Here is a 14,003-nt window from a genome sequence, read left to right as displayed (position 1 = left end):
TATGTTTTAGTCCTTCTTTTTAGTAGGTTTAGGTCCCAAAAACTGATAAAAATATGTCTTTATCATGCCATTATATATTTTGCGGTTCTTATCCGCCTTGCGTCCTATTGATTTAGGGGCATCCTCATAGCTTGTAATTACGTACATAGACCAGCTATCTAATGATGCAAAAGCCTTGCCGAGGTTACCATAAAGCTCTGGCAAATCCTTCTTCTCCTCCAATCGTTCACCATAAGGTGGGTTGGTAAGTATGAATCCAAACTTCTTAGGATGATGTAAATCTGCTACATCTCTTGCCTGGAAGTGAATCATATGATCTACACCAGCCTGCTTGGCATTAAGACGTGCTATCTTTACCATTTCTGGATCAATATCGTAGCCCTGCAAATCGCATTCTACGGATGTATCAACATCTGCTCTGGCTTCATCAAAGCAATCCTTCCATGTCTTTTGGTCTATAAGATTATCCCAATCCATGGATGTAAATTCTCTATTCAAACCAGGTGCGATATTTGCAGCAATCATGGCCGCCTCAATAAGGAATGTTCCAGAACCACAGAACGGATCAACAAGGATTCTGTCTGCTCTCCAAGGTGTAAGCTGAATAAGTGCTGCCGCCATTGTCTCAGAAAGTGGGGCCTTACTTGTGTATGTTCTGTAGCCTCTTTTATGTAGAGGTGTTCCTGTCGAATCAAGTGTAACTACAACATCGTCCTTTAACAGGAAAATTCTAACTGGATATTCTGCGCCAGTCTCCTCAAACCAATTGATGTCATAGTAGGATTTCATGCGCTCTACCATGGCCTTTTTAACGATGGATTGAATATCAGTAAGAGAAAATAGCTTACTCTTTACTGATGTAGCTTTTGTAACCCAGAACTTACCATCCTTAGGGATGAAATCCTCCCAAGGTAATGCCTTGATTCCCTGGAAAAGCTCCTCGAAGGTAGTGGCATGGAATCGGCCTACCTCAACCAATACACGTTCTGCAACACGCAGATGTATATTAGCTCTACAGATAGCTTCTGCATCACCAGTAAATGTTACACGGCCATCAGTCACTTCTGTGATGTCATAGCCTAAATCATATATTTCTCTTTTAAGTGGTGCCTCTAATCCAAAATGGCATGGGCAACTGATTGTATAAATATCTCTTTTCATATTGCTCTTTCTATAACTTTATTTTGTATAAATATACTTTTACTTATCTATTATACCGATTTTGACCCTTCCATACCACAAAAAAGAGAAAGAATATGTGTAGTTTCCATCCTGATTTGATATAATAATAAAAATGCGAGATAGAGGGAGTTTAAATGAGACGTGTTATTTCTGCAATTACTATTGTATTACTAATTATTTTTTGTTTTATAGTATCTATTCAAAATCTTAATTCGACTATTGAAATTGCCAAAACCGATGTACCAACCAGTAGCCAGCCAGCGGCTTTTTCTTTAGAATCCTACAAAACCAATCATCCAAAAGTAAGAGGTATATATATTACAGGGCCTACTGCGGGCACTGAAAGAATGGATGATATTATCAATTTAATAAATGAAACGGAGCTTAACGCCATAGTTCTTGATGTTAAGGATGATGCAGGAAATATTTCCTTTAATATGGATAACGATTTAGTTAAAGCGACAGGTGCCTGCATTCCATACATTTCAGATATCAACGCTTTAATGAAAAAGCTTAAGGACAACAATATTTATGTAATCGCAAGAATCCCTTGCTTTAAGGACCCTACATTGGCAGCCGCTTATCCTGAGCTTGGCCTTCGCACACTTGAAGGTGACGCTGTAACTGATGCTGGTGGAAACGCCTGGGTAAACCCATGCAAGGAAAAGGTTTGGGATTATATTATAAGCATCGCTTCCAGCTGTGCCGATTTGGGCTTTGACGAAATACAACTGGATTATGTTAGATTCCCAGTTGGAACCAATGCTGAAAATGCCTACTATGGTGCTCCTAGCGATGATGAAAGCCGCCAAGCGTACATCAACTCATTTATTAAAAAGATAACAACTACCATGCACGATAAAAACATGCCTGTAACTGCAGATGTTTTTGGCACCATCATAAGGAGCGATATCGATTCCCATCATATAGGTCAAAGCTATACAAAACTTGCTGAATCCTTAGATTGCCTTTGTCCTATGATTTATCCTTCTCATTATGCAAGTGGTGAATTTGGATTAGAGACACCTGATGCCAACCCTCACGACACCATTTACTACGCACTTACAGGTTCAAAAGATGTACTTTCTGAGATACAAGATAACGACTGTGCTGTTATCAGGCCTTGGCTTCAGGCCTTCACCGCATCTTGGGTAGATGGTTATATAGAATACGATGGAACCGCCATCAGGAAAGAAATAGACGCTGTTTACGAGGCTGGATACGATGAATGGATTTTATGGAATTCTAAAAGCAACTACTCCTCAGACGGTCTAGTTTTACAATAAATTCATTCTTGGAATGCAACTATTTGAAATCTTCAGATAAAATTCAGATAAAATTTATTGCAATAATTAATACTATATATTATAATCTTTCTCGTAGTTAGGAGTTTCCTAGCTGCACCCTTATTAATTATTTATACTCCCCTCAAAAAGACCGAAATTTCGGTCTTTTTCTTTTGCCATAGTATTACACTATCTGCACATGGAAACCTATTTTATACAATCAGTTTCCAGTTAAGCCACATTTATTTCAATATGCGCACATCAAAAATTGCTCAAAAAAAGAGACCGCAGTGCGATCTCTTATAAACATTCGATTATCATTTAAAATGTCCCAGTGCCTCAGCAAATCTTACTTCGTCAAAAGGTTTGATGACAAAATCCTTTGCTCCAGCTTCGATTGCTTCGATAACATAACACTTTTGTCCCATGGCACTAACCACAAGTATCTTAGCGTCAGGATCAAATTCAATAATCTGCTTGATAGCATCAATACCGTTAGAGCTTCTTCCTACAGTATGACCATCAACAGTCATTGTAATATCCATCGTTACTATATCAGGCTTAAACTCTTTGTATTTTTCAACCGCTCCATCAGAACAATCGGCTTCAGCTACAACAGTACAGCCATTTTTTTCCACTTCGTTTCTAACGACAGCTCGCATAAATTTGGAGTCGTCGACTATCAGTACTGTTTTTCCCAAAGGTGTCATCCTCCTCACTTTTTAACATATGGATGATTTAAGGTTATTATAGCACAAGATATATCGAACTATGTATGAACTTTTGGTGACTTATGGCTTTTGCGTGGAATATTTTAACAGATTCTAGGCAATCCCTCGCCCTGAAGAATATCCAAAAATCTTCGTCCACCTATTTTTGTTTTCATAACAAGAGCGCCTTTTTCAGAATCATCAGCAGGATTCTTAACCTCACCAATGATGCAAGCGTTCTCACCATATTTGCTGCTCTTGATAAGCTCTACTGCCTTATCAGCGTATTCTCTAGGAACGATGGCTACCATTTTACCTTCATTTCCCATGTATAATGGATCAAGTCCTAACAATCCGCAGAATGACTGAACCTGAGGGTCCACTGGAAGGCTATCCTGAGCAATTTCAAATGTAAGGCTGCTAGATAATGCAAGCTCCTTTAAAACTGTTGCAAGACCACCTCTTGTAACATCTCTTAGTACATGCACAGGAATGTTGTTTGAAGTAAGCTTTCCTACCATCTCCTGAAGTGGTGCATTATCACTGACGATAGTGTTCTTGATGCCCATTCTCTGGCTAAGAACTGTAGCGTGATGGTCACCTACGTTACCAGATACGATGATTACATCATCTGCTGTGGCATTCTTTGCTTTAATATCAACGCCCTTTGGAACAAATCCTACACCAGCTGTATTAATATAGATTCCGCCGTTTCCTTCGATAACCTTTGTATCGCCTGCAACAATCTTAACGCCAGCTTCGTTTGCTGTTTCCGCCATGGATTTAACAAGTCTTCTAAGAGTTTCTACATCTGCGCCCTCTTCAAGGATAAATCCACAAGTAATATATTTAGGAACTGCTCCTCTCATGCACAAATCGTTAACTGTACCGCAGATACATAATCTTCCGATATCTCCACCTGGGAACTCCAATGGAGTTACGACAAAGCTATCTGTAGTCATAGCGATTGTTGCATCGCCTGGGACTACTGCAGCGTCCTCCATCTCTGAAAGTACATCACTATTAAACTGTGCCTCAAATATTTCTCTAATTAATTCTCCAGTTGCACGGCCACCTGAGCCATGCTCCATAATAATCTTATCCATCTTTTATATCTCCACTTTAGTCCGCTTCGTTACGCTAACAAGCATCATAATTCTTACGTCGACTAATGTCTCCTTCAGAATTATGATAGCTTGTTAACTACGAAGCTCACTTAAATTTGTTAAATATTCACGCGACTAATGTCTCGTTCGAAACAATAATAGCTTGTTAACGTTTCACCAAGTATGCATTGAAGCAGCTGCCTTCCTCGGATACCATGCATGCGCCTTCTGGTGACATTGGGGTGCATACTTTGCCAAAAAGTGGGCAGTCGGTAGGCTTTGCTTTGCCCATAAGGATGTCGCCGCAGCGGCATGCCTTGTTACGCTTGTTGTCTTCGTCTAGGCCTGCGCTTCCAGCATCGAAGCTAGCATATTCTTCCTTAAGCATTAAGCCTGAGCCTGGGATAACTCCCATGCCTCGCCATACTACATCAGCTGGCTCAAAGTATTTGTTTAACTGCGCTGTGATGATATCGTTCTGACCGGCATCTACAACTGATGTATAGTAATTCTTAACCTGTGGCTGATTCTTTATAATCATCTGAACCAAGCCGTAGATTGCAATAACAAGCTCCTGATCACCAAAGCCTGAAACTGCAAATGGTATCTGATATTTGTCAGCTAAAGCATTAAAATAATCTGCTCCAGTAACGGCACTTACGTGTCCTGGCGCAATAAAGCCATCGATGGCTGCGCCGTGGTCGCACAAATAAGAAATAGCACCTGGCATTGTTTTAAGTGCTGTAAGAATGCGAATGTTTGTAAGATTCATTGCCTGAGCATTATCTAAAAGTAATGTGTATACTGGCGCTGTTGTTTCGAAGCCAACGGCAGCGAACACATAATTTCTATCTGGATGTTCCTTAGCAAGTCCTAATACATCCATAGGTGAATAAACCATTTCAACAGAGCCGCCACGTCCCTTTGCCTCGTTAAGGCTTTCCTTGGAGCCTGGTACTCTAAGCAAATCTCCGAATGTGGCAACTGTTGTGCCCTCTTCAAGACTAAGTTCTATTAATTTATCAATGTAGGCTGTTGGAGTAACACAAACAGGACAACCAGGTCCTGACAACAGCTCTATGTTAGGTGATAGCAAATCCCTGATACCATGCTTTGCAATGGCATGAGTGTGACTGCCGCACACTTCCATAAGACGGATTTTTCTACCATCGTAATTTCGTAAAAAGTCAACGATTTCTGTAATTTCCATTAGCCCTCAAGGCCTCCCATGAGCTCTAATATTTCCTCGGCCTCGTCCTTCTTTAATGTCTGGATAACGCAACCTGCATGTACTAATGCGTAATCTCCTTCGTTGACATTAACAAGTCCTGCATATGCTTCAACCTCGTTACCGTTGAAATCTACAGTGACCTTTCCATCTTTTTTCTTTTTAACTAAACCTGGTATTGCTACACACATAATCATTACCTCTTATAACTAACTTACTGCTACTAGTTTAGCACAATTTAAACCTTTATATTGTACAAAATATTGAGCAGACTTACCTTGAAAGTAGGTAGGCCTGACCTAAACAAATGCCACCATCTCCAGGCGGGAGCTGTTCGGCAGTATATACATTAAATCCAGCCTTTTCAAGCTTTCCTATTACATCCTCCAAAAGGATGCGATTAAGGAAGGTTCCACCTGCTAAGACTATCTGTTTTTTATCATCTAATTTGTCTTTATTACTTTGGGCTATTTTTACAATATAATCTGATACTGCAATAATAAAGCCTCTTGCCAATTGACTCTTATCTACTCCATTTGATATCGCATATACGATATTCTCAAAGAGCTTTTTGGTATCCCCACCTTCATCTATTGTAAGTGGATATACCTCATCAGTTAATGTGGCTATGTTTTCAAGCTCTATAGGAGCCTGTCCCTCATAGGAATTATAGTGACAAATATCAAGGAGGGCAGACACTGCATCAAACAGTCTTCCCATGGATGTGGATGTAACTGTGTTTATGTTGTTATCTATAGCTGCCTTTATAAGCTGCTGCTCCATAGACTCCTCAGCTGACAGCTGCATACCATAGTTATGAAGCATTCCCTTTAATATGGTATCGCAGTTTTTAGCGCCTTCGTCTCCTCCAATAAGCTTCATAGGCTTTAGATGAGCAATTCTATTCATTTGAGAAACACCATCCCAAAGGAAGGTTTCACTTCCCCAAATGCTGCCGTCATCACCAAAGCCTGTTCCATCAAAAGCAAATCCAAGCACTGGCCCTTTAAGCTTATGTTCCGCAATAACCTCTGCCACATGAGCCTTGTGATGCTGAATCTCAGCAGCCTGTAGATTATTGTTTGCCGCAGCTTCTTCACCTACTCTTCTACTGAAATATCCAGGGTGCTTATCTACAGCCATAACCTCTGGTGCAAATCCAAATATACGCTCCATGGCTGCCTTTTCATTCTGATAGAAATGCTGGCAGCTAACTGATTCCATATCACCTAAATACTGGCTCACATAGGCTAATCCATTTTTTACATAGCAAAAGCTGGATTTAAGATCTCCACCTGCTGCAAACAAATCTCCTGAGATATCCACACTGATAGGGTTTGGAACATAACCTCTTGCACGTCTTATGAACTGCTGTCTACCACAAACCACCTTCATTACAGAATCGTCCATTGGACGAAGGATTCTTCTGTTGTGGCTAAGGATTCCTATCGAAATATCCCCTAACTCCTTTGATGCTGCTCTTTCCTTAAGCCAATTAAGCATCTTATCATCATCTGTTTCAAGCACATCACCACTGGCATTTCCACTGGTCATAATGATTGGTCCAAGTCTTTCAGCCAGCAAAATCTGCACTGGATTACATGGAAGCATGGCCCCTATCGATGGGCTTGTTAGGCATACGTTATCTGCAAGCTTCTTTTTATTATCGTATATACGTTTTAACAAAACGATTGGTCTGGCTGGCCCTTCCAAAAGCTTTTGCTCCTGGTCATTTACCTTGCAATAGTCCCTGATAGAATCCACATCAGGGAACATCACAGCAAATGCCTTAGCTTCCCTATGCTTTAATAATCTAAGGGCTGCCACAGCCTTTTCATCAAATGGATTGCAGCACAGATGGTATCCTCCGATATCCTTAACCGCCAGGATTCCACCTTCTGCAATAACATCTACTGCCTTATCAAATGTATCTTTAGCTTTTTCTACTCCTGCCACCTGCTCAAATGAAAGCTTTGGACCGCAAGCCTTGCAGGCAATAGTCTGAGCATGGCGTCTTCTATCTAGCTTTCCTGTATATTCCTTCTCACACTCTGGGCACATCTTAAAATCACCCATAGTGATAGTGTCTCTGTCGTATGGCAATCTTTCTATTATGGAATATCTAGGGCCACAGATAGTACAGCTAATAAATGGATGCAAATATCTTCTGTTGTTAGGGTCTAGCAATTCCGCCTTACATTTATCACAGGTACAAATATCCGCAGGTATCAGAGGTAGATTAGCCTTTACATCACTATCAGATTCCACAATCTTAAACTGATTAGCCTCAGGAAGTTTTACATCATCAAGCTCTTCCTCATCTATGGATGTGACAAATCCACCTGTTGGCACATCCTGACTAAGCCTGTTCTTTAGCTCATCAAGCTTTGACTCATCTCCTACTGCCACCACAGTTACAATGCCACCAGTATTTCTAACATATCCTTCTATATTAAGTTCATCAGCAAGCTTGGCCACCCAAGGTCTATACCCAATTCCCTGCACCAAGCCCTTAATTGTATATTTCCTAATCATCAAACTTTCCTTCAACAATAGTCTTTGCCTATTTTAACACTTTCTAACGGATATTTCACTTTGTATGACAGCTTAGTAAAATAAAAAGTGAGTTTCACATATAATATGTGAAACTCACTTTTTTAATTTTACTTAGCAAGTGTAGTGGCAAATAAGATAGGGCCTAGAGCCTTTCTCGACATGTCACTCAGCCTAAGGTATTAGCCGATTAAACCTGCGATGCCGCAGGCAAGGACAACGATACCAAGGATAATTCGGTACCATCCGAAGACCTTGAAGTCGTGCTTTTTGATATAGCTCATTAAGAACTTGATTACGAACATTGAAACTGCGAAAGCTACTACCATACCAACAATAAGGATGGCTGCCTCCATTCCTGTGAATGAAAATCCAAACTTGAGGATTTTAAGAAGGCTGGCGCCGAACATTACAGGGATTGCAAGGTAGAATGTGTACTCTGCCGCAACTGTACGTGATACTCCGATTAAAAGTGCACCTACGATTGTTGCTCCTGAACGTGATGTGCCAGGGAAAATAGCAGCGATAAGCTGGAACATACCAATTAAAAATGCTGTTGTGTATGTGATATCTGCTACTGCATTAATCTTAGCGCTGTGACCAGATTTCATGTTTTCAACAACGATAAATGCTACACCAAAGATGATAAGCATGATTGCTACAGTAGTGTAGTTGTAGAAAAGTGCTTCAAATAAATCATCCCAAAGAAGTCCAACAACTGCTGCTGGAACACAAGATACAAGAATGTGGAACCAAAGCACGAAGATGTCTGTCTTAATCCATGCGCCGATACCTGTTTTTGATAAAGGAGCCTTGTTGTTCTTTTTACCAAATGGCCAAATCTGATTCCAGAAGATAAGAACTACTGCAAGGATTGCGCCAAGCTGAATAACTACCTGGAACATGCTGTAGAATTCCTCTGAAACATCAAGCTTAATGATTTCGTCCAAAAGAATCATATGTCCTGTACTACTGATAGGAAGCCATTCTGTGATTCCTTCGACAATACCAAATAATATTGCTTTTAATATCTCTAACATAAAATTATCCTCCATAAAAAAATGAGCTGCCGTTACTCACGACAGCTCATATTATATTACATTAAATATTTTCTTTCCAGTTATTCTTATGCCTTCGTTGTGCCTTAAGCTTTTCTTCCTCCTGATGCTTTGTTTGCATGATAGCATCATTTAGCTGAAGCATCTTAGTATCCATCATCGACACGATTTCAGAACACTCACGTAAATCGCGGCTGATATAATCTGGAGCATTACCTTCGAATTTGTAGTAAATTTTGTGTTCCAAGCTTGCCCAGAAATCCATTCCGATGGTACGAATCTGTATTTCCACCTTTGTATCAACTGTCTTATCTGACAGATAGATAGGAATAGTAACAAGCATATGGTAGCTCTTGTATCCAGAAGCCTTTGGATTCTTAATGTAATCCTTGATAGAAATGACTGTTACGTCAGCCTGACGACCTATCATTTCTGCAATCTGATAAATATCAGATGTGAACGAGCAAACAATCCTAACACCTGCGATATCGTTACAATACTCAATCATGTTAGGGATAGAAATATCATACCCATGCTTCTTAAGCTTTTTAACGATACTTTCTGGAGTTTTTACTCTAGTTTTAATGTATTCAATAGGATTATATTGATGTACCTGCTGAAATTCATCATTTAAGATTTCAACCTTGGTACGAAATTTTTTAATAGCTGATTCGTACAACAACATGACGGTATTCCATGAATTAACACCATCATCAGGAAACATTGACGCATCCACTGTGAATCACCTCCCCAATATTATTTCAATTTAATAATACCATAAAATTCCCAAAATAATTATAAACTCTTTATAAATTTTGATGCCACACGTGCTGTGTGTCGTATGCGTGAGTCCAATCATGTGTTAAAAGCCATATCGTAAATACGATAGTTGAGCATGCCCAGGTGATTGGATAGCACCAACTGATAGTAGTAAATTTAGGAATGAAATGTACCGCTATAGTAACATAAACAATTCTAATTCCACACCAGAAGGTAAGCATTGTTACCATAGGAATAATTGATTTGCCAGCCCCTCTCATTACACCTGCTGCACAATGAGAATACGCCAATAGGCAATAGAAAAATGCGCATGTAGCAACCTGCATGTGGCCGTACAAAATATCCTGTGGATTTTTTATAAATATACTAAGGAGTGGATCAGCAAATAGATAGAATAATAATCCAATTACTTCAGCTAATACCACGCCAACTACTATACTAAATCTAGCTCCCTGCTTAGCTCTGTCGTACTTGCGAGCCCCTAAATTCTGGCTAATAAATGTAGGAACAGCCATGGATATACTGTTGATAGGAAGGAATACGAAGCCTTCTATCTTAGCGTAGGCTCCCATTCCGTTCATGGCATGAGCACCAAATGCATTTATGTTCTTTTGAACAACGATATTTCCAATAGAAATTACAGAATTCTGTAATCCCATAGGAAGTCCCTGAACAAGAATCTGATGAATAATTTTAGGATGCCAAATAAAAATCTTTGACAGCTTAACACCTGTGTAATCTGGAGTCTTAAGGAGTCTGATAAAGCAAAGTAATGCTGAGATTCCCTGGGATATTACTGTTGCAGCTGCTGCACCAACAACACCTGTATGTAAGTATGCAACAAACAATAAATCAAGCACTACATTAATAACAGATGACACTAACAAATAAATAAGAGGGTGGAAGCTGTCTCCCACGGATCTCATAATATTCATGAATGTGTTATACAAAACTATTGTAGCTATACCGCCAAAATATATTCTGAAATACTGTAAGCTATAAGGCAAAACTTCGGTTGGTGTATCGATTATATGAAGCATCAATGGCACAAATATAAGTCCCACTGCTGTTGCAACAACAGAACAAATAATAGCAAACAAAACATTGCTGTGAATAGAATTAACCACGTTTTCTCTGTCGTTTGCTCCGAAATATCTGCTGATTATTATTCCTCCACCAGCGCCCATTCCTCCGAAGAATCCTACAATAAAAAAGCTCAGAGCACCGCCAGAACTAATGGCAGCAAATGCATTGCTTTCGGCGAAATTTCCTACAACCCATGCGTCAGCAATATTATAGAGCTGCTGCAAAAGTTGACCAATAAAAAGGGGGATGCAAAACTGTATCATCCCCTTAACAATTGAACCATTCAACAAATCAACCGATTTTTTATTCATCTACTAGTCCTCTTCTATAACGTGTATCTCTAAGTAATCAAACGGAATATCATCTACAAAATTATCACTGCTAAATCTAGCTTTACCGTGACGCTTGAATTCTCTGATTGTAGAATCCAGCCAAACCGGCTTACTTGTATCAAACTCATAACACGCTTTCTCAACAGCGTTAAAAATCTTATGTGTACGAGTTTCCTCAGAATCATCCTCCACCATAAAGTCATGGAGCATGTGATTGTCTTTCCATGATTTAAACCATATACGCATAACATTAACCTCTAAGCAAATCAGCCACTATTATCTAGGCAAATTTTTAATGTGCTCTACTCTCTGTAATATTTTGTCCTTCCATTCATCATCCTGAGCATCAAGCTGATATGTCTTGTATCCATACTGTGCACCCATATTGCATACAACAGTTTCATCATCAATATGTAATGATATTCGATATCTGCTTGGTAACTTCTGTGGAAGTATGGTTTTGTTATCCCTTTGTACTTCCCTAAGATGACGTTGAGCGTTTATTATACCATCAAAATGGACTTTATAGTGACTAAATAGTCCTTTTATATATCTTTCTGTTCTATATGAAGATGTATAAACCCAAACTTCGTATCCTAGCTGTTGAAGCTTATTTATAAGCTCTGGTGTTCCTAACCTAAGTCTTTCTTTATATATTAAATTGAACGGAAAATGTAGAGGTTTCTCTGTTTTGTGTGTAAGAGGCGAAACAAACAATACCTCATCAAGATCAAATGAGACTCTCATTTTTTCTTCGCCTTTTTTCTGTCGAAACCTCGTTTTTGTCATACCCCAAACCATCCTATACAATTATCCCTTTATAATTTAACCCAAAAACCTATTTTCTTTGTCTGTGTGTTTCGTACATAAGCAAACTAGCTGCCACAGACGCATTAAGCGATTCAAGCTGTCCTTCCATCGGAATCTTAAGATAGCTTGTCGCAAGCTCAGCTGTTTCATCTGTAAGTCCGTTACCTTCGTTTCCTATCATAAAAGCTGTAGGGCCTGTAAAATCCATCTCATCATAAAAACGTTCCCCTTTTAGATGAGCGGCATATACTGAAACGCCGTGCTTTTCCTCTAATTCCTTAATGGTGCCCGCTAAATCCTGCACGCAAAGATGTGGGACCCTAAAAATGCTGCCCATTGTGGAACGAACTACCTTTGGTGAATATAAATCCACCGATGTGGAATTCATAATGATTCCTGTAGCGCCTGCTCCTTCGGCAGTACGAATGATTGTCCCCATGTTTCCAGGATCCTGTAATGTCTCAAGAATAACAATATGTGCGTTTGCATCCTTGCCTGTTCCTAACACATCATCTAATGTGAAGTCCTGCATTTTAACAACTGCAAGAACCCCCTGAGGTGTAACAGTGTCACACATGGACTTGAAAACGTTAGTGGCCACCTCTTCAACGGAAATATTATTAGCTTTGTTAGCGATTTCTTTAAGAAACGCCTTGCCCTCTTCGGTAGAGCCAAAGCCTTCAACGCAAAAAACAGCAGTAAGTAATTCTCCTGGAACCTCTGCTACTGCCCTAATACCCTCAACCACAAAAAGCCTTTGAGCTTTACGCTCTCTGGCTTTTTTGTTAAGTGCAATTATATTTTTGATTTGATTATTATTCGTACTTGTAATCATTGTTCAAAGATTTGCAAAGTGAGTACTGATACTCGTCAACGTCCTTCTTCATAGCAAGTGCCTCGTCGATATCGAAATCAACGAACTCACCATGTCTGTAACCAACTACGCGGTTTGTCTTTCCTTCACAAAGAAGGTCAACTGCCATAGCACCCATTGTAGATGCATATACACGGTCCTTACATGTAGGTGAACCACCACGCTGCATGTGACCAAGGATAGTAGCACGTGTTTCAATACCTGTAGCTGCTTCAATACGCTTAGCCATAGATGTTGAATGACCAATACCCTCAGCATTGATGATGATATGGTGCTGCTTACCCTTCTTACGTCCTTCGATGATATGGTTAACAAGCTTCTGCTCGTCGTAATCATAACGCTCTGGAAGAAGAACATCCTCTGCACCGTTAGCAATACCGCACCATAAAGCGATATAACCAGCGCCACGACCCATAACCTCGATGATTGAGCAACGCTCATGTGATGTAGATGTATCACGAACCTTATCGATAGCTTCCATAGCTGTGTTAACAGCTGTATCAAATCCGATAGTGTATTCTGTACATGCAATATCAAGATCGATTGTACCTGGAAGACCGATAGTGTTAATACCGAACTTAGAAATCTTCTGAGCTCCCTTGAAAGAACCATCACCACCGATAACTACAAGGCCATCGATACCTGCTGCGATAGCGTTCTTAGCTGCCTTTTCCTGATATTCAGGATCAAGCATTTCAAGACAACGAGCTGTCTGAAGAATAGTACCACCGCGCTGAATTGTCTCAGACACGCTGTGTGCATTCATATCTATAATTTCGCCAGAAAGAAGTCCAGCGTAACCTCTTCTAATACCTTTAACTGTCTTACCTCTAGCAATAGCCTGACGAACAACCGCACGAATTGCAGCATTCATACCAGGAGCATCGCCACCAGATGTAAGAACACCTATACAGTTTATCTTATCTGCCATTTCAATAAATCCTCCTAAATTGTATCCCTCTTCAAAATAAATCCATCTTATTTTATCCTCTTTTGGG

At 39.8% G+C, this 14,003-nt stretch carries 14 protein-coding genes; 1 reads left to right on the top strand and 13 read right to left on the bottom strand.

What is annotated here, in order from left to right; all coding sequences use genetic code 11:
• Positions 1 to 6: 6 nt before the first annotated feature.
• The gene (locus G611_RS0101010) at positions 7 to 1,161 is read right to left on the bottom strand and encodes a THUMP domain-containing class I SAM-dependent RNA methyltransferase (protein ID WP_028242019.1); all 1,155 of its coding nucleotides are present in this window, start codon (positions 1,159 to 1,161) and stop codon (positions 7 to 9) included.
• A 155-nt stretch (positions 1,162 to 1,316) separates the two neighbouring features.
• Between G611_RS0101010 and G611_RS13485 the strand changes: the two genes are divergently transcribed.
• The gene (locus tag G611_RS13485) at positions 1,317 to 2,468 is read left to right on the top strand and encodes a putative glycoside hydrolase (protein ID WP_051194992.1); all 1,152 of its coding nucleotides are present in this window, start codon (positions 1,317 to 1,319) and stop codon (positions 2,466 to 2,468) included.
• 317 nt (positions 2,469 to 2,785) lie between these two features.
• On the opposite strand, the gene G611_RS0101000 is transcribed toward G611_RS13485, so the two are convergent.
• From G611_RS0101000 to pfkA, 12 genes are all read right to left on the bottom strand, one after another.
• Complete coding sequence (locus tag G611_RS0101000; RefSeq protein WP_028242018.1) at positions 2,786 to 3,169, bottom strand: response regulator; 384 nt, start codon at positions 3,167 to 3,169, stop codon at positions 2,786 to 2,788.
• 113 nt (positions 3,170 to 3,282) lie between these two features.
• A complete protein-coding gene (gene hypE, locus G611_RS0100995) occupies positions 3,283 to 4,284 on the bottom strand; it encodes a hydrogenase expression/formation protein HypE (RefSeq protein WP_028242017.1) in 1,002 nt (333 codons plus the stop codon).
• A gap of 166 nt (positions 4,285 to 4,450) precedes the next feature.
• Positions 4,451 to 5,494: a hydrogenase formation protein HypD gene (gene hypD, locus G611_RS0100990; RefSeq protein ID WP_051194991.1), complete on the bottom strand. Its 1,044-nt coding sequence runs from the start codon at positions 5,492 to 5,494 to the stop codon at positions 4,451 to 4,453.
• A complete protein-coding gene (locus tag G611_RS0100985; protein ID WP_028242015.1) occupies positions 5,494 to 5,703 on the bottom strand; it encodes a HypC/HybG/HupF family hydrogenase formation chaperone in 210 nt (69 codons plus the stop codon). The genes hypD and G611_RS0100985 overlap by 1 nt, the downstream gene beginning before the upstream one ends.
• 82 nt (positions 5,704 to 5,785) lie before the next feature.
• On the bottom strand, positions 5,786 to 8,047 hold the full coding sequence (gene hypF, locus G611_RS0100980; protein WP_036947656.1) for a carbamoyltransferase HypF: 2,262 nt from the start codon (positions 8,045 to 8,047) through the stop codon (positions 5,786 to 5,788).
• A 200-nt stretch (positions 8,048 to 8,247) separates the two neighbouring features.
• Complete coding sequence (locus G611_RS0100975) at positions 8,248 to 9,105, bottom strand: undecaprenyl-diphosphate phosphatase (protein ID WP_196801521.1); 858 nt, start codon at positions 9,103 to 9,105, stop codon at positions 8,248 to 8,250.
• A gap of 61 nt (positions 9,106 to 9,166) precedes the next feature.
• Entirely contained in the window at positions 9,167 to 9,847 is a 681-nt protein-coding gene (locus G611_RS0100970; RefSeq protein WP_036947764.1) for a GTP pyrophosphokinase, read from the bottom strand.
• Positions 9,848 to 9,929: 82 nt separating this feature from the next.
• On the bottom strand, positions 9,930 to 11,300 hold the full coding sequence (locus G611_RS0100965) for an MATE family efflux transporter (RefSeq protein ID WP_028242011.1): 1,371 nt from the start codon (positions 11,298 to 11,300) through the stop codon (positions 9,930 to 9,932).
• 3 nt (positions 11,301 to 11,303) lie between these two features.
• Positions 11,304 to 11,567: a hypothetical protein gene (locus G611_RS0100960; protein WP_028242010.1), complete on the bottom strand. Its 264-nt coding sequence runs from the start codon at positions 11,565 to 11,567 to the stop codon at positions 11,304 to 11,306.
• A 30-nt stretch (positions 11,568 to 11,597) separates the two neighbouring features.
• On the bottom strand, positions 11,598 to 12,068 hold the full coding sequence (locus G611_RS0100955; RefSeq protein WP_028242009.1) for a hypothetical protein: 471 nt from the start codon (positions 12,066 to 12,068) through the stop codon (positions 11,598 to 11,600).
• 91 nt (positions 12,069 to 12,159) lie between these two features.
• Positions 12,160 to 12,966, bottom strand: a complete 807-nt coding sequence (locus tag G611_RS0100950; RefSeq protein ID WP_028242008.1) for a TrmH family RNA methyltransferase — start codon at positions 12,964 to 12,966, stop codon at positions 12,160 to 12,162.
• Positions 12,947 to 13,936, bottom strand: a complete 990-nt coding sequence (pfkA, locus tag G611_RS0100945; RefSeq protein WP_028242007.1) for a 6-phosphofructokinase — start codon at positions 13,934 to 13,936, stop codon at positions 12,947 to 12,949. Before pfkA ends, G611_RS0100950 begins: the two co-directional genes overlap by 20 nt.
• Positions 13,937 to 14,003: the final 67 nt, after the last annotated feature.

Origin of the sequence: Pseudobutyrivibrio ruminis AD2017 (assembly GCF_000424305.1) — a bacterium.
GTDB classification, from domain to species: domain Bacteria; phylum Bacillota; class Clostridia; order Lachnospirales; family Lachnospiraceae; genus Pseudobutyrivibrio; species Pseudobutyrivibrio ruminis_B.
This window is presented reverse-complemented; position numbering and strand designations above follow the sequence as displayed.